This window comes from Anaerolineae bacterium (assembly GCA_013178165.1).
Classification (GTDB): Bacteria; Chloroflexota; Anaerolineae; order Aggregatilineales; family Ch27; genus Ch27.
In genome coordinates this window covers 1-18,650 of the sequence record JABLXG010000045.1, presented here as the reverse complement: position 1 = coordinate 18,650, position 18,650 = coordinate 1, and the positions used below count along the sequence as shown (strand labels likewise).

16 protein-coding genes, 1 tRNA gene, 1 rRNA gene and 1 pseudogene are annotated in these 18,650 nt (G+C 62.8%); 12 read left to right on the top strand and 7 right to left on the bottom strand.

All coding sequences use genetic code 11. The annotated features are described in order from the left end of the window. The 3 genes from rrf to HPY64_17495 form a co-directional block, all read left to right on the top strand. Window positions 1–98, top strand: a 5S ribosomal RNA gene (gene rrf / locus HPY64_17505); the annotation flags it as partial. A gap of 173 nt (window positions 99–271) precedes the next feature. Next, window positions 272–1,714 (top strand): nucleoside triphosphate pyrophosphohydrolase, encoded by a 1,443-nt coding sequence (mazG, locus tag HPY64_17500; GenBank protein NPV68926.1) that lies wholly within the window; start codon window positions 272–274, stop codon window positions 1,712–1,714. A gap of 42 nt (window positions 1,715–1,756) precedes the next feature. Continuing rightward, window positions 1,757–2,206 carry a hypothetical protein gene (locus HPY64_17495; protein ID NPV68925.1) on the top strand — a complete coding sequence of 150 codons (450 nt, stop codon included), beginning with the start codon at window positions 1,757–1,759 and terminating at the stop codon, window positions 2,204–2,206. Window positions 2,207–2,312: 106 nt separating this feature from the next. Here the strand turns inward: HPY64_17495 and HPY64_17490 are convergent. After that, window positions 2,313–2,387: transfer RNA gene (locus HPY64_17490), tRNA-Pro, on the bottom strand. Window positions 2,388–2,461: 74 nt separating this feature from the next. Between HPY64_17490 and HPY64_17485 the strand changes: the two genes are divergently transcribed. The 4 genes from HPY64_17485 to HPY64_17470 all read left to right on the top strand — a co-directional run bounded on the left by HPY64_17485 (window position 2,462) and on the right by HPY64_17470 (window position 6,543). Beyond that, window positions 2,462–3,100: a CDP-alcohol phosphatidyltransferase family protein gene (locus HPY64_17485; protein NPV68924.1), complete on the top strand. Its 639-nt coding sequence runs from the start codon at window positions 2,462–2,464 to the stop codon at window positions 3,098–3,100. 5 nt (window positions 3,101–3,105) lie between these two features. Further along, the gene (lgt, locus tag HPY64_17480) at window positions 3,106–3,993 is read left to right on the top strand and encodes a prolipoprotein diacylglyceryl transferase (GenBank protein ID NPV68923.1); all 888 of its coding nucleotides are present in this window, start codon (window positions 3,106–3,108) and stop codon (window positions 3,991–3,993) included. 113 nt (window positions 3,994–4,106) lie between these two features. Next, window positions 4,107–5,060 carry an ABC transporter ATP-binding protein gene (locus tag HPY64_17475; GenBank protein NPV68922.1) on the top strand — a complete coding sequence of 318 codons (954 nt, stop codon included), beginning with the start codon at window positions 4,107–4,109 and terminating at the stop codon, window positions 5,058–5,060. Further along, window positions 5,035–6,543 (top strand): ABC transporter permease subunit, encoded by a 1,509-nt coding sequence (locus HPY64_17470; GenBank protein NPV68921.1) that lies wholly within the window; start codon window positions 5,035–5,037, stop codon window positions 6,541–6,543. The genes HPY64_17475 and HPY64_17470 overlap by 26 nt, the downstream gene beginning before the upstream one ends. An 8-nt stretch (window positions 6,544–6,551) precedes the next feature. Here the strand turns inward: HPY64_17470 and HPY64_17465 are convergent, their stop codons facing one another. Then, complete coding sequence (locus HPY64_17465; protein ID NPV68920.1) at window positions 6,552–7,079, bottom strand: hypothetical protein; 528 nt, start codon at window positions 7,077–7,079, stop codon at window positions 6,552–6,554. A gap of 189 nt (window positions 7,080–7,268) precedes the next feature. Here HPY64_17465 and HPY64_17460 point away from each other — a divergent pair, with 189 nt between their 5' ends. Both HPY64_17460 and HPY64_17455 read left to right on the top strand, forming a co-directional pair. After that, the gene (locus HPY64_17460; GenBank protein NPV68919.1) at window positions 7,269–8,102 is read left to right on the top strand and encodes a kinase/pyrophosphorylase; all 834 of its coding nucleotides are present in this window, start codon (window positions 7,269–7,271) and stop codon (window positions 8,100–8,102) included. Between the two features lie 92 nt (window positions 8,103–8,194). Further along, on the top strand, window positions 8,195–8,536 hold the full coding sequence (locus HPY64_17455) for a hypothetical protein (protein NPV68918.1): 342 nt from the start codon (window positions 8,195–8,197) through the stop codon (window positions 8,534–8,536). 86 nt (window positions 8,537–8,622) lie between these two features. On the opposite strand, the gene hypF is transcribed toward HPY64_17455, so the two are convergent. After that, window positions 8,623–10,941 (bottom strand): carbamoyltransferase HypF, encoded by a 2,319-nt coding sequence (gene hypF, locus HPY64_17450; GenBank protein ID NPV68917.1) that lies wholly within the window; start codon window positions 10,939–10,941, stop codon window positions 8,623–8,625. Window positions 10,942–11,131: 190 nt separating this feature from the next. Between hypF and HPY64_17445 the strand changes: the two genes are divergently transcribed. The 3 genes from HPY64_17445 to hypE are packed head-to-tail and all read left to right on the top strand — an operon-like array spanning window position 11,132 to window position 13,618. Next, on the top strand, window positions 11,132–11,401 hold the full coding sequence (locus tag HPY64_17445; GenBank protein NPV68916.1) for a HypC/HybG/HupF family hydrogenase formation chaperone: 270 nt from the start codon (window positions 11,132–11,134) through the stop codon (window positions 11,399–11,401). Beyond that, window positions 11,401–12,516: a hydrogenase formation protein HypD gene (gene hypD, locus HPY64_17440; protein NPV68915.1), complete on the top strand. Its 1,116-nt coding sequence runs from the start codon at window positions 11,401–11,403 to the stop codon at window positions 12,514–12,516. The genes HPY64_17445 and hypD overlap by 1 nt, the downstream gene beginning before the upstream one ends. Before the next feature lie 25 nt (window positions 12,517–12,541). Continuing rightward, the gene (gene hypE / locus HPY64_17435; protein NPV68914.1) at window positions 12,542–13,618 is read left to right on the top strand and encodes a hydrogenase expression/formation protein HypE; all 1,077 of its coding nucleotides are present in this window, start codon (window positions 12,542–12,544) and stop codon (window positions 13,616–13,618) included. Here the strand turns inward: hypE and HPY64_17430 are convergent. From HPY64_17430 to HPY64_17415, 4 genes and pseudogenes are all read right to left on the bottom strand, one after another. Next, on the bottom strand, window positions 13,615–14,313 hold the full coding sequence (locus HPY64_17430) for an aspartate/glutamate racemase family protein (GenBank protein NPV68913.1): 699 nt from the start codon (window positions 14,311–14,313) through the stop codon (window positions 13,615–13,617). The genes hypE and HPY64_17430 overlap by 4 nt on opposite strands. Window positions 14,314–14,398: 85 nt before the next feature. Beyond that, window positions 14,399–15,550, bottom strand: a complete 1,152-nt coding sequence (locus HPY64_17425) for an ABC transporter permease subunit (protein ID NPV68912.1) — start codon at window positions 15,548–15,550, stop codon at window positions 14,399–14,401. Between the two features lie 926 nt (window positions 15,551–16,476). After that, window positions 16,477–17,235: a phosphonate ABC transporter ATP-binding protein gene (gene phnC, locus HPY64_17420; protein ID NPV68911.1), complete on the bottom strand. Its 759-nt coding sequence runs from the start codon at window positions 17,233–17,235 to the stop codon at window positions 16,477–16,479. A 122-nt stretch (window positions 17,236–17,357) separates the two neighbouring features. Further along, a pseudogene (locus HPY64_17415) lies at window positions 17,358–18,386 on the bottom strand (phosphate/phosphite/phosphonate ABC transporter substrate-binding protein). Window positions 18,387–18,650 lie beyond the last annotated feature (264 nt).

Below are 18,650 nucleotides of genomic sequence, written 5' to 3'. Positions count from 1 at the left end.
GGGGTACACCCGGTCCCATCTCGAACCCGGTCGTTAAGCCCGTCAGCACCGATGGTACTGCTCTGGTAGCGGAGTGGGAGAGTAGGCCAACGCCAACCCGCAGGAATGTTGTTTTTTCCCCTCAGGCCTTTCACCTGTTCATTTGCGCACAGGTTTACCCCATTTCAGCGGTTCACAATCGCTTTGCCGGTCAATTCTCACTGAAAAGAGCTGCGATCTTCCGGTATAATGAAGCGTCTGGCCGGATTGATATTTGCTGTTGGGAGCGACCATGGCGATCACCGTTGTAGGGCTTGGGTCCGGGCATGTTGACAGGTTGAGCCTGGGTGCCTGGCGGGCGATCGAGCAGGCGCAGATCGTCTTCTTGCGCATGCCGGATCATCCGGTTGTTGCCGCGTTGCCTGCTGGCCCGGAGTACCGCCCGTTGACCGGCGGCGAACACTCGACAGATGACGCCAGCTATGAACAGTGGTGCGCTGACATCCTGCAGGAAGGTGAGCGCCGGGAAGTGGTGTATGCATCGCCCGGCAGGTTAGCCAGTGACGGACCATTCCTTGAGCGACTTGGCGCGCGGGCGCTCGAACAGGGCGTCCCGTTGCAGTTGATCGACAGCGCGGGGTTTCTGGACGACCTGCTGGGGGCGCTACCTGCGCCTGCCACGGCAGGGATACAGATTCACCCGGCGGCGGGGCTGGCAGGGATGTACTACCCGCCGCTGAATCCCGCCGTTCCGGCGTTGATTACGGAGGTGAGCAGTGCCCCGCTGCTCAGCCAGATCAAGACACTGTTGCTGCGCCAGTATCCCCCCGAACACGAACTACTGCTGCTCCAGCCTGATGACTCCGGCCATCTTTTGACGTCGCCTGTTGCACTGGCCACGATTGATGACCGCCTCTCGCTATCGCCCCTGATGCATCTGTACCTTCCTGCCTGTGACCCCTATGGCAGCTTTGAAAGCCTTCAGGAGACGATGGCTCATCTGCGTTCCCCGCAAGGTTGCCCCTGGGACAGGGAGCAGGATCACCTGACGCTGCGCCCGTACCTGCTGGAAGAAGCCTACGAAGTGCTGGAAGCGCTGGACGCCGGGGATGTTGGCGCGCTGCGCGAAGAACTGGGCGACCTGTTGTTGCAGGTGGTTTTTCACGCCCAGGTGGCTATTGACCGGGACGAATTCCGGATGCCGGAAGTTATTGGCTACATCAACCGCAAACTGATCCACCGCCACCCGCACGTCTGGGGTGAGGTGAGCGTCAACGATAGCAGCGATGTAGCCCGCAACTGGGAGGCGATCAAGCGGCAGGAACGGCGGGATAACGGCAAGGCTCGCCAATCGCTGCTGGATGGCATCTCCAGAGCGCTCCCGGCGCTGGCTCAGGCGTATAACTACCAGGAGCGGGCCGCCCGCGTCGGTTTTGATTGGGAACAAATCGAGCCGGTGATCGACAAAATCCGCGAGGAGATCGATGAAATCCGCGCTGCGCCCGATCCTGAGCAACGCGCAGAGGAGATCGGCGACCTGCTGTTCGCCCTGGTCAACTGGATCCGCTGGATGGGCGTTGAGCCGGAGACAGCTCTGCGGGAAGCTAACCGGCGCTTTTACCGGCGGTTTCACTACATCGAGCAGGCAGCGGAACACGCCGGGCGTACCCTGAGCCAGATGTCTCTGGCGGAGATGGACGCCCTGTGGGAAGAGGCCAAGGCGCAGGGGTTATAGCCCGAATGTCTGACCGTCAGAATAAGCGTGGAGCAGGGCTGGGTGTATATCATAGGAGGCGAGCAACTGCTTCGTTGTGATGCTCTGGTGTCCTGCATCGATTTCCGGCTTCAGGCCCACCTTGACGCCTGGCTGAGTTCGGTGCTTGGCTATGGAACGTATGATCGTGTCGCGCTGGCCAGTGGGGTGAAGGAGCGCGAGGCTGTATTAGCCCAGGTGGCGCTGGCGGCACGCCTGCATGGCATCCGGCTGGTGCTCCTGCTGAATCACGAGGATTGTGGCGCTTATGGTGTGGAAGGTACGCTAGCGCGTCATCAGGCTGATCTGCGGGCTATCCAGCGCCGTATTCAGGCAGAGCTTCCAGACCTGACGGTGGTACTTGGCTATATGCAGCTGGACGGCGCCTTTGTTCATATCCCAGTGGAAGCGGGCGCCCCGGTGCAGTCCCTCGCGGCGGTGGTGAGGGGGGTGCTGCGTGGCCCGGAATCCTGATTGTGGGAACCAGTCCGTGCGTAGCACCCTGTAAAATCGGTGGAGAACGGTGTAGAATGGCAGGGTCTGGGACATCAAAAAAGGCTCGCTAATGCGAGCCTTTGTGTCGGGGCGGGCGGATTTGAACCGCCGACCTCACCGACCCGAACGGTGCGCGCTAGCCAAGCTGCGCTACGCCCCGAGAACGGCCTAAGTGTACCTGACAAAGCGCCCGCTGGCAAGGGCAAGTTTCTCCAACGATGATGGGAGAAGACCGTGAGACAGTCTCAACCACCAACTACGCCCAACCTGAGTACCTGGTTGCGCCAGGCGACCTCGGCCCTTACCGAGCGGATCGGTCGCAGCCTGGCGGCGCACAAGGTACATCCTGATCTGCTGACGCTGATCGGACTGGGGATCACCCTGATTGCTGCCGGATTGCTGGCCAGCGGTGAGTTTGTGACGGCGGCGGTGCTGCTGGTCATCAGCCTGCCCATGGACGCGCTGGATGGCGCAGTTGCGCGGGCGCTGGGACGCACCAACCCGTTTGGCGGCGTACTCGATTCGACGGTGGATCGGCTGGCGGATATGGCGTTGTTGCTGTCGCTGGCGTATTACCTGGCGGTAACCGGTCGCTTTGGGGAGATGACGCTGGCTTACGCAGCGCTGGTGGGCAGCACGATGGTGAGCTACATCCGGGCGCGGGCTGGCGCCGCGGACCTGCCCTGCGCCGGCGGGATGTTCTCCCGCTTTGAGCGTCTGGCGGTGCTGCTGCTGATGCTGTTCACGGGCTGGGTGCTGCCCGGCCTGATCGTGCTGGCGGTTGGTTCCGGCCTAACCGCACTTCATCGCTTGTGGTCTGTGGCGCAATTTGCGCGGCTCGCGCAGGTTGCCGGGAACGATAAAGGTGCTTGAGCGCTATGTCTGTTGATTCTTACGGTATTCATCTTGGCCCGCTCTACCTTCGCTATTACGGGATGCTGATCGTGGGTGGGCTGTTGCTTGCCGCCAGCCTGGCTGCCTGGATGGCCAGGAAGGATCGCCGCGATCCGGATCATGTCTGGAGCGGCCTGACCTGGGCGCTGATCCCCGGCATCATCGGGGCGCGGCTGTGGTTTATCTTCTTTCCATCCAAAGAGATGGTGGAGCGCGGCTTCACGCCGGAGTGGTTCCTGACCCATCCCCTTGACCTGACTAACGGGCCGCTGGCGATCTGGAGCGGTGGACTGGGCATTTTTGGCGCGGTGATCGGCGGCATCCTGGGCATCCTGCTTTATGCGCGGCGTCACCGCCTCAACCTGGCAGAGTGGCTGGACATCGGCGCGATTGTGCTGCCGCTGGGGCAGGCTATCGGTCGCTGGGGCAATTACGTCAACCAGGAGTTGTGGGGCCTCCCAACCACGCTGCCCTGGGGCATCACCATCGAACGCTTCGCCCGCATTGGCGAATACCGTGACATGGTGACTTATCCGCTGGAAACCCGTTTTCATCCCATCTTTCTCTACGAGTCGTTGTGGAATGCGCTGACGGTGGTGGTACTGCTCTACCTGTGGCTCAACCATCGCAAGCACTTTCGCAAGGGCGACTTTCTGCTACTCTACCTGATCTCTTACGGCGTGATCCGCTTCTTGCTGGAATTCCTGCGCGTCGATGTGACGCTGGTCGGATCGGTGAATGTGTCTCAGGTCGTCGCTCTGGGAGGTGTCGCCCTGGCTGTGCTTGTGCTTCTATGGCGGCGGCGCTGGCCGGCTGCCGGGCGCTACGAGACGATCCCCGGTGAGGAAACTTTCGGCCCGGCCGATCGCTAGGGAAGCAGGTCGGTAGTGCCAAAAGGCCATAGTCCTGGCGCTGTTCCGTGCACTACAATGAACAGTGGTGCAGGTGGACAGGGCGGTACATGACCATGGTTGAGCACAGGGTAATGCTTGAAGCCGAGGAGCTGACCAAGGATTTTGGCAGCTTCCGGGCGGTGGATCGCGTGACGCTGCAGGTGGAAGCGGGCAGTGTCCTGGCGCTGTTAGGGCCAAATGGCGCAGGCAAGACCACCACTGTACGTATGTTAACCTCGATCCTCAAGCCGACCTCAGGTTGGGCCAGGATCGCTGGTTATGACGTCGTCAGCCAGCCGGAGGAAGTGCGCTTCAGGGTGGGCGTGTTGACCGAGCAACACGGTCTCTACGAGCGCATGAAGGCCCTGGAGTACCTGGATTTCTTCGCCCGGTTGTACCATCTGGATGACCGTACCCGCCGGGAACGGCCTCGCCTGCTGATGCAGCGCTTTGGGCTGGAAGATGCACTTGACCGCCGGCTGGGTGAGTTCTCCAAAGGGATGAAGCAGAAGCTGGCTCTGGTCCGGGCTATGTTGCATGATCCGCCCGTCCTGCTGCTGGACGAGCCGACCAGCGCCATGGACCCCCAGAGCGCCAAGCTGGTACGGGACGCCATCCTGGAACTGCGACGCGACGCCCGCACGTTCATCGTCACCACCCATAACCTGACCGAAGCGCAGCTCCTGGCTGACCGGATCGCCATTATCCGCCAGGGGCGGATCATCGCCCTCGGTACTTTTGAACAGCTTTCCCGCGCTTTCGCTGGTGTCCCATTGATGGAGCTACGGGTGCGCGGGTCGCTGAATGGCATTGCTGCGGAGTTGAGCGGCCTGGTGCAGGTGGTTGAGTGTGGCGAAAACTGGCTCCGCTACCGGGCTGAAGAGCCGGAGCGCACCAACCCGCAGATTATCCGCCGCCTGACCGGCCTCGGTGTGGAGGTGGTGACGCTCAGCCCGCTGCAGGATACGCTGGAAACGATCTACCTGCGGATTGTCGAAGAAGACGAAAAGGGCCACCGCGATGACGGCAACGATTTCACCCCGTAAAGCGTCAAGCCCGATGGGCCGGTGGGATCACTGGCGGCTAACCCTGAGCAACGCCCTGATCGTCACCCGCCGCGAGTTGCTGGATAGCTTCCGTGACTGGCGGATCATGGCCCCGATCTTCATCCTGACCCTGGGCTTCCCGGCGCTTTCCCAGTTTGGCGCCAATTTGATGCTGAACTTCGTGACTCAGTACGGCGCGGAACTGATCGGCGAACGGACGATTCCCTTCCTGCTGATGATCGTGGGATTCTTCCCGATCTCGCTTTCGCTGGTGATCGCGCTGGAAACCTTTGTCGGCGAAAAGGAACGGCGCAGCCTGGAGCCGCTGCTGGCTACCCCCCTGACCAATCTGGAGCTGTACATCGGCAAAACGCTGGCGGCGATGCTCCCGCCGTTGCTGGCCAGCTATACCGGCATGGCGATCTACCTGGGCAGCCTGCTGTTGGGCGAACTGGCCTGGCGTCCACAGCCGATGCTGATCGTCCAGATCGTCCTGTTGACCACGGCTCAGGCGTTGCTGATGGTCACCGGGGCGGTCGTGGTCTCCAGCCAGACAACGTCCACCCGTGCCGCCAACCTGCTGGCCAGCTTCATCATCGTGCCGGTTTCCCTGTTGATCATCCTGGAAAGCATCATCATGTTCGGCGCGCCGGACGCCGACTCGCCGCGCGGCATCTTTGCCCTGTGGGTGATTCTGGCGGGTTTGCTGCTGGGCACGGTGCTATTCATGCGGATCGGCACGCGCATGTTCAACCGTGAGGAGTTGCTTTCCACCGCCCTGGATGCGATCAACCTGCGCTGGATCGTGCGCACATTCTGGTGTTATTTTCGAGGGGGGCGGGATGGCGGTCTGCTGGCCTGGTATCGTGGGACGGTCTTCCCAGCGGTGCGCCGCCTGCGCGGGGCCGCACTGGTTGTCCTGATCGCTGCGGCGGGGACTTTTGTGGCTGGCTGGGGGATCGGAACGTACTCCACGCTGCGCCTTCCGCCGGAAACTGCCGCCTCACGGGAAGCGCTGGCGGCTAACTTCAGCATGTGGTACGAACTGGGGGCGCAGCCGGGGACAATACTGCTGGCGGTGTGGCAGAATAGTCGTGTGTTGCTGGCGGCGACATTGCTGGCGGTGGTGAGTTTCGGGGTGATGGCAGTGGTGCTGGCCATCGCGCCGTTTGGCATCCTGGGCTGGGTTGCCGCCCAGTTTGGAGCGCTGGGGCTGGACCCGGCGATATTTCTGGCGGCGGTGGCTCCCCACAGTCTGGTGGAAATCCCGGCCATTTTGCTGGCGACGGCGGCGGCATTGCGCATGGGTGCCTGCATTACTGATCGCCCGCCAGCGGGGCGCAGCATCGGCGAACACTGGCTGGCGGCCATGGCGGACACGGCAGTAGTCGGGATCGGCCTTGTGCTGCCACTGCTGGTCATGGCGGCTGCTCTGGAGGTCTATGTTACGCCGGCAGCGGTGCGTTTGCTGCTGGGCGGATAGGCGCCTGGCTACTCCGGCGGGCGCTCAGCGGACAGGATCATCCGTGTGCGGGGCGTATAGTAGACGCTGTATGTTGCCCCTGGCTGGAAGGCAGCTAACTGCTCCGGGCTGATTGCAAACTCCAGATTCTCGATCCGGATACGGGGGCGGTCCGTCCGGCCCGGTGCACTGACAGACCATACTGGCCCGTAGATGCTGGCGGCGACATTGCCTGTCCGGTCGCGGTACCAGCGGCGGCGTTCCGAATCGGCTACCCAGTAGCCCAGCATGGGTAACCCCACCAGCAGGAACACAGACAACCCCACCATAGGCATGTTTCCTGCGATGGCAAAGGCGGACAGGGCCAGGGCGGGCACGATCGCCATGCCCACCGTGAAGAGCAGCACGATGGCGCTGGCCCGGTTTTCCCGGCGGTGCAGGGCTTCCAGTTGCCGCTGGCTCAGACGGCCAGTGCGGTTGGCGGCCAAATCCTCCGCTGTGAAGGCAAAAGCGCCGGCCAGGCGATCGATTTCGTTGCTATCGCGCTGCTCATCCATGCTGTCATCCTTCCGCCGGTAATGTCGCTGACGGCGTCGCTGATGGCGTCGCTGATGGCGTCGCTGATGGCGTCGCTGAAGATTATGGGCCGTCCGGCGCGATCCCGCGAATCTCGCCAACGATCTCCTCGCTGCGGGCAAAAAAAACCCTTACACTGGAATTAAGAGATGTGGTGAGAAGCATCCGCTATGGAGACAGGGAGGAGCCAGATGAACGCGCCGCCGATCTACATTGTATCTGGCGGGGAAGGCATCAGCGGCGAGCAGATCGTGCGCACGGCGCTGGCGCAATTTGGGTCTGACGACATCCCGGTGATCATTGTGCCGCGTGTGCGGGAGCTGGCACAGGTCGAAGCAGCCGTCCAGGAGGCAGGTCGCACCAACGGTACGATCGTCCATACGCTGGTTGACGCCTGCCTGCGCCAGGCCTTGATCCAGCGCGCCCATCAGGAAAACGTGCCCGCTCTTGATCTGATGGGCGGGTTGCTCTCCCACCTGACTCATCTGCTAGGCAGAGAGCCGCTCGGCCAGCCAGGGCTGTACCGCCAGATCCGCGAGAATTACTTTGAGCGCATCGAAGCCATCGAGTTCACCGTTTCGCATGACGATGGGCGCAAGCCGCACGAGCTTGACCAGGCCGAGATTGTCCTGATCGGTGTCTCCCGCGTGGGCAAGACACCGCTAAGCATCTACCTCTCGGTACAAGGGTGGAAGACGGCCAATGTCCCCATTGTGCCTGGCGTCGACCCGCCAGCGGAGCTATTCCAGATCGATCCGCATCGTGTGATCGGGCTGACCATTGACCCCGACCAGCTCGTCGCCCATCGCCGCTGGCGACAGCGGCGGCTCCGGGCGGGTGGCGGCGGCGACTACGTTCAGCCGGAGGCGCTCAAGGAGCAGGTTGAGGGCGCTCTTCGCCTGTTCCGCGAGCATGGCTTTGCCATCCTGGATATCACCGACAAGCCAATCGAGGAGAGTGCGGCAGAGGTGATCGCCCTGATCACGCGTTACTTCAAACCCTGAACAGCCACCCCTGGCTGCAGCCTCGGAACCTTCCGCCTGGGCGTGCGTATAGTAAAGTGATAGCTACTATGGGCGAAGGGAGAAAATCACCTATGGCGACCAGAGGTCGGGATACGAATGTGGGCGCGCTCATTCTCATTGCGCTGGGCGTCATCCTGCTGCTTGGCCAGTTCGGGATGCAGTTGAGCTTCAACTGGTGGGCGATCTTCATCGCGCTGCCGGGTCTGGCTATGTTGCGTAACGTCTACAACGTCTACACCGCCAATACCCGGCTGAACAACAATGACCTGATACAGGGTGGGCTGGGCCTGTTCCTGGTCGTTCTGGCGCTGGCCTTCCTGTTCAATGTCGAACTGGACTGGCTGTTCAAGCTGTGGCCGCTGGCGCTGGTTGCCATCGGCCTGGCGATGATCTTTGGCCGCCGCGAAAGCTGATCGCTGCCCGGCCTTAAGACCTGCCGATCGCCCTGGCGGACCCGCCGGGGCGATTTTTTGTCCGGGCTGCTGGCAGCAGGAGGGGATTAGCCCACTGGGGCGTGCAGGGCGACCGCCGCCTGGCCCAGGCTGAGGCCGCCGTCGTTGGCCGGGACCTGACGATGGGAGAGCACGGCGAAGCCGCGCCGTCGCAGCGACTCACGCATCAGCCGCAGAAAGAGCCGGTTCTGGAAAACGCCGCCGGAAAGGACTGCTGTCTCCAGTCCGGTGCGGGCGCGCGCCTGCTCCGCTGCCGCCGCGAACATCTCGGCCAGCGTCAGGTGGAATGTGGCAGCGATCTCGCCAATCGGGCGGCCAGCGTTCACGTCGCTTGCCACCGACGTCAGCAGCCCGCCAACGCGGATGACACCGTCATCCAGTGTGAAGGCGTAGGGGGTGATACGGGCCAGGTCAACACCACGGGCGGCCAGTTCCAGCGCGATGGCCGCCTGCGCCTCGAACGTGGTCACCGGGCACAGGCCCAGCAGCGCCGAGATGGCGTCGAACAGGCGGCCGGCGCTGGAAGTCAACGGGCTGTTCAGGCGACGGCTGACCTGTTGGATAACGATCGTCTGTTCCTGTGGGTTTAGGTGGGATAGAGTGGGTAAATGCGGGATATCTCCACCGGTTTCCCACAGGTACCCCCAGGCGATGCGGTACGGGCGGCGGATGGCCGCTTCGCCGCCCGGCAGCGGCAGGTATTCCAAATGAGCCAGGCGCTCGTAACCTCGCAGGTCAGCCGCCAGCACCTCGCCACCCCAGATTGCGCCGTCTGGCCCATAGCCGGTGCCGTCCAGCGCCAGGCCGATCACCGGATCATCCCGCCCGTGTTCGGCCAGGCAGGCGGCGATATGGGCGTGGTGATGTTGGACCTCCACGCGGGGTACATCCCAGGCGGCGGCCAGTTCGCGGGCCAGGCGGGTGGTCAGGTAGCCGGGATGCAGGTCATGGGCGATGACCTCCGGCTGCACCTTGAAGATGCGGCGCAGGTGATCCAGCGCTTCGCGGAAGTAGGCCAGCGCCTCCAGCGAATCCATCTCGCCAATGTGCTGGCTGAGGAAGGCATCCTGCCCGCGCAGCAGGCATAGTGTGTTCTTCATCTCCGCGCCGGTGGCCAGAATCTGGTGCGTGGCGGGCCAGGGCAGGCGGATGGGGTAGGGCGCATCGCCGCGGGAGCGACGCAGTGGTTGCAGCGCAGCGTCGCCTTCCCCGGCGAAGCGATCGACCCACCACACGGCGTCATCGCAGCGCATGTGAATCGGGCGGTTATGCAGCAGAAAGGCATCGGCGATGGGGGCCAGCTTCTCCAGCGCTTCATCATCGTCCTTGATCACCGGCATGTCGCTCAGGTTGCCGCTGGTCATCACCAGCGGGATACCCGCATCGCGCAGCAGGAGATGGTGCAGGGGGGTATAGGGCAGCATCACGCCCAGCATAGGATTATCTGGCGCAATGTTCGGGGCGATGTCCGAGTCTGGCCGGGTGTAGAGCAACACGATCGGCGCGCTGACAGCAGTCAGCAGCGCGGTTTCATCCGCATTGACCACGCAGCGGCGGTGCACCGCCTCCAGCGATTCCATCATCACGGCGAAGGGTTTGTCCGGGCGGGCTTTACGCTGGCGCAGGCGGGCTACAGTCTCCGTGTTGGTCGCGTCGCAGGCCAGGTGATAGCCGCCCAGCCCCTTGATCGCCACGATGTACCCGGCCCGCAGTAACGCTGCTGCACGGGCGATATCATCCGGACAGTCGGTGAACAGGTTGGCAGGCACAGCCGTCGGGATAATCAACTGCAGACGCGGTCCACAGACCGGGCAGGCGTTTGGCTGGGCGTGAAAGCGTCGATTCAAGGGATCGTCGTATTCCGCCTGGCACTCCGGGCACATGGCGAAGGCGCGCATGGTGGTCATCGGGCGGTCGTAGGGCATGGCTTCGATGATGGTATAGCGTGGCCCGCAATTGGTGCAGTTGGTGAACGGGTAGCGGTAGCGCCGGTCGGCAGGGTTGAGGATTTCCGCCAGGCAGTCGGGGCAGGTGGCCACGTCCGGCGCGATCAGCGATGCGCCGGGGTCGGCGGTGCTATGGCGGATGGTAAAGGCTGTCAGCGGCTCGCCATCACGGGGGAGCGGCGCCGCGGTTACCCGATCGATGCGGGCCAGGGGCGGCGCTTCAGCCGTGATTGCCCGCTGGAAGGACTCCAGGGCGGCGGGCGGGCCTTCTACAGTGATGTCTACGCCAGATGACGAGTTGAGCACCCAGCCGGTCAGACCGTGCCGTACTGCCAGACCATAAATGAAAGGCCGGAAACCTACGCCCTGTACCACGCCATCAACGTGGATATGTCGCCGCTCTACCGTGCTGGCTGCCATGATCATCTGTTTCTGCTGTGTATTACGCCGGACCATAGAATAACGATCCTGCCCGGCTCGCTGCAAGTGCCGAAAATCGCGTTGGGGAAGGGATGAATCAGTGCTATTTGTCACTACCGCCCGGCCAGGTTTGATTTATACATAATGGGTAAGATTTGGCTGCCGATGTTGTGCCGAAAAGAGGCTAAGCGTGTGCCTGGGAATCCCCGGTAAGGTGGTTGAGATTTACGAGCGCGATGGGCTGCCGATGGGCAAGGTGGACTTTGGCGGCGGCGTGATCCGGGAGGCCTGCCTGGCCTATGTCCCGGAGCTGCAGATCGGCGATTACACATTGATTCATGTCGGCTTCGCCATCAGCAGGGTCGATGAGGAAGAAGCGCAGAAGACGCTGGCCATGCTGGCCGAACTGGATATGCTGGCCGGTGAACTGCCAGACCAGCCCGGAGATGGCGAGAGCTGATGAAGTACCTGACTGAGTACCGCGATGGCGAGTTGACCCGCAAGCTGCTGGCCGAGATCCGTGCTACCGTCACGCGTCCCTGGCGGATCATGGAGGTCTGCGGCGGGCAGACGCACTCGATCATGAAGAGCGGCCTGGATCAACTGTTGCCGCCGGAGATCGAGCTGGTGCATGGCCCCGGTTGCCCGGTGTGCGTCACGCCGGTGGAGCTGATCGACCGCGCCGTCGCCCTTGCCTCCCGCCCGGATGTGATCTTCACCTCCTACGGGGATATGCTGCGCGTGCCCGGCTCCAGCCGCGACCTGTTCAGCGTCAAAGCGGCGGGCGGAGACGTGCGGATCGTCTATTCGCCGCTGGACGCGCTCAAGATCGCCCGCGACAATCCGGATAAAACCGTCGTCTTCTTCGCCATTGGCTTTGAGACTACGGCGCCCGCTAACGCCATGGCAGTCTTACAGGCTAGAGCGCAGGACCTCCAGAACTTTGCCGTGCTCGTCTCGCATGTCACTGTGCCGCCGGTCATCGCCGGGCTGATGGAGGAAGCCGAGGTACAGGTGGATGGCTTCCTGGCTGCCGGGCATGTCTGCGCGGTAATGGGCTACTGGGAATATCCGCCGCTGGCGGAGAAATACCGTGTTCCCATCGTGGTGACCGGTTTTGAGCCGGTCGACCTGGCACGGGGTATCCTCAAACTGGTGCAGCTGCTGGAAGCGGGGCAGGCCGAGGTCGCCAACGCCTACGAGCGCTCGGTGACGCTGGAGGGCAACCGGCCCGCGCAAGCGGTCATCGAGCAGGTATTCGAACGGTGTGACCGCAAATGGCGCGGCATCGGCATGATCCCCATGAGTGGCTACCGGCTGCGTGAGGCGTTCGCGCGCTACGATGCTGAGCGGCGCTTCCCTGAAGTCGGCCAGATCGCTGCTGAAGAGTCGTCCCTGTGCATCAGCGGCCTGGTCCTGCAGGGACGCCGGAAACCGTTTGAGTGCCCGGCCTTTGGCCGCCAGTGTACCCCGCAGACTCCGCTGGGGGCGACAATGGTCTCCTCAGAGGGGGCATGCGCGGCTTACTACCGCTACGGGCGCCATCGCGAGGTCCAGGCCATTCAACAGGATTGACCCGCCAACTAACCGGATGGAGAACATGACAGACAAACCCACCCTCAGTGGCTGGACATGCCCGCTGCCCCTGCGCAACTACCCGACCATTGTCATGGGGCACGGCAGCGGTGGCCGGATGATGAGCGACCTGATTCACAACCTGTTTGAGCCGTTGCTGGGCAACGATCTGCTGGCCCAGATGGGCGATTCGACTGTGCTGGAGCTACCGCCGGGCGGCGATGGCGCACCCTGCCGCCTGGCTTTCACCACCGACTCGTTCGTGATCAGCCCGCTGATCTTTCCCGGCGGTGACATTGGCGAACTGGCCGTCTATGGCACGGTCAACGATCTGGCGATGAGTGGCGCCCGGCCACTATACCTGAGCGCAGGCTTCATCCTGGAGGAGGGGCTGCCCCTGGGGACGCTGGGCCAGATTGTCACCTCGTTCGGCGAAGCCTGCCGGGCGGCGGGCGTGCAACTGGTGGCCGGCGATACGAAAGTGGTCGACAAAGGGCATGGCGATGGCCTGTTCATCAATACCTCCGGGATCGGGCTGATCCCACCCGGCGTGAACATCGCCCCCGGCAACGCCCGTCCCGGCGATGCTGTGCTGGTCAGCGGGACGATGGGCGATCACGGGATCACGATCATGTCTGTACGGGAAGGGCTGGACTTCTTTGCGCCGGTGGAGAGCGATACTGCGCCGCTCAACGGCCTGGTGGAGGCGATGCTGGCGGTCACGCGGGAAATTCACTGCCTGCGCGACGCCACCCGTGGCGGGCTGGGCGCCGTCCTGAACGAGCTGGCGGCGGCTTCAAGCGTTGGCATCGTCTTTGAGGAGTCGCGCGTGCCGGTCAGGCCGACGGTGCAGGCTGCCTGTGAGATGCTGGGCCTGGATCCGCTTTATGTGGCTAACGAGGGGAAACTGGTCGCTATCGTCCCGGAGCTGCAGGCGGAGGCCGTGCTGGAGGCAATGCGCACCCATCCCTACGGCAGGGATGCCGCCCGCATCGGGACGGTCACGGCGGAACATCCCGGCCTGGTGGTGGCGAAGACAGGCATTGGCGCGACGCGGGTGGTTGACCTGCCTGCCGGGGAATTGCTGCCACGCATCTGCTAGACATCCTCCAGCGCCCAGTCAACCGCCGCCGCGGCATGCAGGGCGGTTGTGTCAAAGATCGGCACCGGGCTATCTTCCGGTCTGACCAGCAGGCCGATCTCCGTACAGCCCAGGATGATCCCCTCTGCACCTGCCTTGACCAAATCGGCAATGATGGCCCGGTACGCCTCCCGCGAGGCCGGACGGATATCCCCCAGCACCAGCTCGTTGTAGATGATGCGGTGGACGGTTTCACGCCCGGCGGTATCCGGCGTCAGGACGCGCAGCCCGTGTTGCTCTTCCAGCCGCCCCTGGTAAAAATCGCCCTCCATCGTGTAACGGGTGCCCAGCAGGCCTACTGTGCGCAGCCCCTGCGCCTTGATCGGGCCGGCGGTGGCGTCGGCGATATGCAGCAGCGGGATGCTGATCTCGGCCTGGATGGCGTCGGCCAGGCGGTGCATGGTGTTGGTAGCGATTACCAGGAAGTCGGCCCCGCCCAACTCTACCCGCAGCGCCGCCTCAATCATGAACCGCGCGGCATCGTCCCAGCGGTTGGCGGCCTGCATGGCCTCGACCTCGGCGAAGTCCACCGACACCATCACGATCCAGGCCGAGTGCAGACCGCCCAGCCGTGCTTTGACTCCCTCGTTCAGCAGACGGTAGTACTCCAGGGATGATTCCCAGCTCATCCCACCCAGCACGCCGATTGTCTTCATCGATCGCTCCTCTTCCAAGGAGAGGGGCGGCCCGCGCCGCCCCTCCGAACCTCCGAACCTCCAATGACCTGCGAAACTGCGCTACTTACACCATGCGCTCGCGGATGGTGGCGCTGGCATAGTCCAGTACGGAAACAACAATAGCGATGGCCAGGACGGCTACGCCGGCGTCCTGGTAGCGCAGTAGGTTGATCTGTTGCTGGAGCAGAAAACCGATGCCGCCACCGCCGACAAAGCCGATGATCGTGGACATGCGTACGTTGATGTCCCAGCGATACATGGTGAAGGCGATGTAAGGCGGGATGATCTGCGGCACGACGCCGTAGACGATCGTTTGCAGCCGGTTGGCGCCGGTGGCCTGGATCGCCTCCAGCGGGCCGGGATCGATGTTCTCCGTTTGCTCGGAGTAGAGCTTGCCCAGCGCGGCGATGCCATGCAGGGTTAGCGCCAGCACGCCCGCGAATGGCCCCACGCCTACCCAGATCACGAAGACAATACCCATGATCAACGGCTCGATGGAGCGCAGGGCGTTGAGGATAGTGCGAGTCACGTTGTAGATCGTCAGTCCCAGCGGGAAGATGGCCCGTGTTCCGGCCAGCAGGCCGCCGACGCCGCTGAGGACGCCGCCCACCAGGGCCGCCTTGGCCACGATGGACTGCACCTGGTAGCCCAGCACATTCCAGGTCAGGCTGGAAGGCAGCCGTCCATCGACCAGCCCGCGCCCGGTTTCCAGGAAGTCGTAAGCCAGGAAAAAGGCGATTACCGCGCCGGCGATGCCAACGATGAGACGGGCGGTCTGCCTGGCGTCGCCTTCCGCCAGGACTGCCGGCTTGACCACCCGGTTGAAGATCATGATCACAACCTGCATGCCCAGAATGGCGGTCATGAACGGCAGGAGCAGGGTCAGCAATGCTGCGATGTTGGCGATCAGCGCCAGACCGGCGAAGAGCAGCGCCCCGCCAATGGCGCCCAGAATCCCGCCGGCGATATGGCTGGGCGTTCCGGTCAACACCTTAAGTCCGTCGCGGGTCAGTTCCATCCCCACTGAAGCGGCGAAGAAGGCCGCGCTGACGCCGGTGATCAGGGTGATCACCAGCTCGATCAGGCGTCCCAACGTGCTGAGGAAATTGCCCAGATCGGCCAGCAGGCCAACCTGCAGCCGTTCGCCCAGCCAGATGCCTAGGCCACCCAGCGCGCCGATCACGAACACCGTGATCACCAGCAGCAGGATATTCATCCCGATCCGCCGGGCATGGTAGCCGAGGCTGTGCAGCGGCAATTCCACGTTGTTCACCGAGCGATCAACCAGCGCGTAGCCAGCCATGGCGATCAGCGGGCCAACCAGCCCCAGCCATAGCGTTTTGCCCCAGGCCATGCCCAGCGTCGCTACGGGGGAGAGTAGCGTCACACCCAGCACCCAGCCGACCGGCAGTAGTATAAAGCCAACGAGCACGTTGCCGAGCGGGAGTTGAACCTGGCGCATCAGGTTGCGGGCAGCCAGAAAGCTCAGAATCGCCGCGATAGGCACGGCGATCGTGGTCGCCATCAGGGCCAGAAAGATGGTCTCGATGATCTTTTCGATCACGGTTCTGGTGGTTGCGCTGAAATAAGGCAGGCTGACCGGCCAGCTTTCTTCGATTTCCAGGCGGTGAGTTTCGCCCTGACTGCCGCGAATGCGCGGGATTTCGAAACGGGTCGCAAAGTTGCCGCTGTCATCAACGTCCGTGCGCACCAGCGGGCGGCTCTGCCCGCTGGGGGGAATCCAGCGAAGGAAGACATCCGCATGGGGGGCAAAGCCCGTGCCCTGCACGGTGATGACATCACCGCCGCGCCCGCAGTCCGGCGAGACCGTGACCTGCGGCTTGCCCGGCTCGGCTGCCGGCTGTTCGATGGGCGTGCCATCTTCCGGGCAACCGAGAGCGATGGCGACATAGACGAATTCAGAAGCGCGATCCTGATCGAAGATGTCGGGTGACAGCAGTTCGCGCAGGGCGCGGGTTACGGAATCCTGGCGGATGGGGTCCTGGGTTTCCTCCAGACTGATGTCGGTGACACGCCAGCCATAGGCGTAGACCAGGACGCCCAGCACGACCGCCGCAACGAGCAGCAGGCGGCGCAAGGCGCTCCGGGATGAAGGTTGGTCAGTGTTGTTCACAGCTCCCCCTAAGCGATCTCAACCCGCACAGCATCTTCGCCATAAATGGCTTTGAAGCGTTCATCGTCGATATCTTCCGGCAGGCCGTCGAACATCAGTTTGCCCTCTTTCAGAGCGATGATCCGGTCGGCGTAGGTCCGCGCCAGGCTGAGAAAGTGCAGGCTGCACAGCACGGTCAGGCCATCTTCCTTGTTCAGCAGTTCCAGGTACTTCATAACTGAATGGGAGGTAGCCGGGTCCAGGCTGGCTACCGGCTCATCAGCCAGCATCAACTCTGGTTCCTGCATCAAAGCGCGGGCGATCCCGACACGCTGCTGCTGGCCACCGCTCAGTTCATCAGCGCGGTTGTGGGCCTTCTCCCGGATGCCCACCCGCTCCAGTTTTTCCAGGGCCTTCTCCCGTTCGCTGCGCGGAAAATAGTTGATCAGGCTCCACAGCGGGTTGGTGTAGCCCAGCCGCCCGGACAGAACATTCGTCAGGACGGAAGAACGCTTGACCAGGTTGAACTGCTGGAAGATCATGCCGATGCGCCGGCGGATCAGGCGCAGTTCTTCGTCGGTGGCAGCGGTGATGTCAATGTCGTTCCAGAGGATGCGCCCGGCGGTGGGGTCGATGAGGCGATTGATGCAGCGCAGCAGGGTGGACTTGCCGGAACCGCTCAGGCCGATGATCACAACAAACTGGCCATCCGGCACCTCAAAGCTGACGTCATCCAGGGCCAGGACGCCATTGTCATAGATTTTGGTGAGGTGTTCGATCTTGAGCATCAGGGTCTCCGTCCTGTTTCCCCGCGATCCGGGTGGGCGGGCAAAAACAACGGGCAGGGAGAGTGACGACTCTCGCTGCCCGTTAGTATACCGTTGATGGTCAGTTGACCAAAAGGAAACGGTTAGCCTTCGCCGAACACATCCTTTTCCGTCAGGCCGAGGACCTGGAACTGTAGCCGCACGGAGTCGAACGCATCATCGGTCACGGGGGCGATGCCTGTCCAGCTATAAGCGGTGGCCAGCGCAGTAGCGTCCCAGGCTTCTTTGTTCTCCGCCAGGGCGAAGAGTGCATCCAGAATCTGCTGGCGCAGATCGTCCGGGAAGTCCGGGCTGAAGCTCAGGGTATCGTTGGGGATCGGGGCGCTGATGGCCAGGATACGTACCTGGTTGACCACATCCGGCGCGGTCTCCCGGACAGCCCGGCGAGCATCCATAATGCGGATATCGCCCACGTACAGCTCGCCATCATCGCCAATGTACGATTCATCAATGGACAGATCGTACGGCTCAGGCAGGTCGCGGACAGACCACTGTGCATGGCCTTCCGGCATGATAGGCGGGCTGTAGTAGGTGGTACCGAAGTCCACTTCGCCGTTGTACACAGCCAGGATGGTCTGGTTGTGGCCGCCGGTCTGAACCTCGGAGCCGGGGGTGATGCCCATCGCCTTCAGTTCCACCGAGGGCACAATGTAGCCAGAGGTCGAGCCGGGATCGCCGTACCCCCAGCTCTTGCCAGCCAGATCGCCAAGCGTGTAGATATCGCTGTCGCGGCGAACCACGTACTGCGCCCAGTAGTAAGGCCAACCAAAGCGGACCGCCGCCGCCGCTACCTCGACGCCGCAGCGGTTGTTGGCGATCACATAGCCTGCTGCCGGGATGAAGCCCAGCGAGCGGTCAGGGGCAGCGCACATGGCTTCAACGGTGGCGGCATAGGAGGTCGGTACGGACACCCTGAACTCAAGGCCGGTTGCTTCCTTCAAAGCAGCTGCCAGCACCTCGCCACCTTCGACGATGGTCTGCGCTTCACCGGACGGCACGAAATACACTTCAATCGGGTTATCCGCGGTGCCGATGCCGCCCTGCGCGGAGACGGCTGGCACCAGAGCCAGCACAAAGATGCTGACCAGCAGAAGGGACAGAAGTTTCTTCATCTAGCTTCTCCTCGTCTAAGAATACACCTGAGCGGATGCTGCGGATACCTGCGAGGTACAGCATAGCCATTGTATAGCCAGAGCGCGAGCAGTGCAAACGCACCGGCAGGCGGCAGAAGAGTCTCCTGACGGGGTGGCCACGGCTGTTGCAAAGTCCGGTAGTGTATCTTTCGCGGTTGAAATTCAGATGCCGGTTGAAGGTTGCCCATCTAAGCACCAAATCGCATGTGTATTTTCTCTCAAAATGACACGCGACTTCATTCT

Excerpts from the sequence above, each read along its gene's own strand:
- mazG (NPV68926.1), top strand. The coding sequence starts at position 272 with ATGGCGATCACCGTTGTAGGGCTTGGGTCCGGGCATGTTGACAGGTTG.
- lgt (NPV68923.1), top strand. The coding sequence starts at position 3,106 with ATGTCTGTTGATTCTTACGGTATTCATCTTGGCCCGCTCTACCTTCGC.
- HPY64_17475 (NPV68922.1), top strand. The coding sequence starts at position 4,107 with ATGCTTGAAGCCGAGGAGCTGACCAAGGATTTTGGCAGCTTCCGGGCG.
- HPY64_17470 (NPV68921.1), top strand. The coding sequence starts at position 5,035 with ATGACGGCAACGATTTCACCCCGTAAAGCGTCAAGCCCGATGGGCCGG.
- HPY64_17465 (NPV68920.1), bottom strand. The coding sequence starts at position 7,079 with ATGGATGAGCAGCGCGATAGCAACGAAATCGATCGCCTGGCCGGCGCT.
- HPY64_17460 (NPV68919.1), top strand. The coding sequence starts at position 7,269 with ATGGAGACAGGGAGGAGCCAGATGAACGCGCCGCCGATCTACATTGTA.
- HPY64_17455 (NPV68918.1), top strand. The coding sequence starts at position 8,195 with ATGGCGACCAGAGGTCGGGATACGAATGTGGGCGCGCTCATTCTCATT.
- hypF (NPV68917.1), bottom strand. The coding sequence starts at position 10,941 with ATGGCAGCCAGCACGGTAGAGCGGCGACATATCCACGTTGATGGCGTG.
- hypD (NPV68915.1), top strand. The coding sequence starts at position 11,401 with ATGAAGTACCTGACTGAGTACCGCGATGGCGAGTTGACCCGCAAGCTG.
- hypE (NPV68914.1), top strand. The coding sequence starts at position 12,542 with ATGACAGACAAACCCACCCTCAGTGGCTGGACATGCCCGCTGCCCCTG.
- HPY64_17430 (NPV68913.1), bottom strand. The coding sequence starts at position 14,313 with ATGAAGACAATCGGCGTGCTGGGTGGGATGAGCTGGGAATCATCCCTG.
- HPY64_17425 (NPV68912.1), bottom strand. The coding sequence starts at position 15,550 with ATGAATATCCTGCTGCTGGTGATCACGGTGTTCGTGATCGGCGCGCTG.
- phnC (NPV68911.1), bottom strand. The coding sequence starts at position 17,235 with ATGCTCAAGATCGAACACCTCACCAAAATCTATGACAATGGCGTCCTG.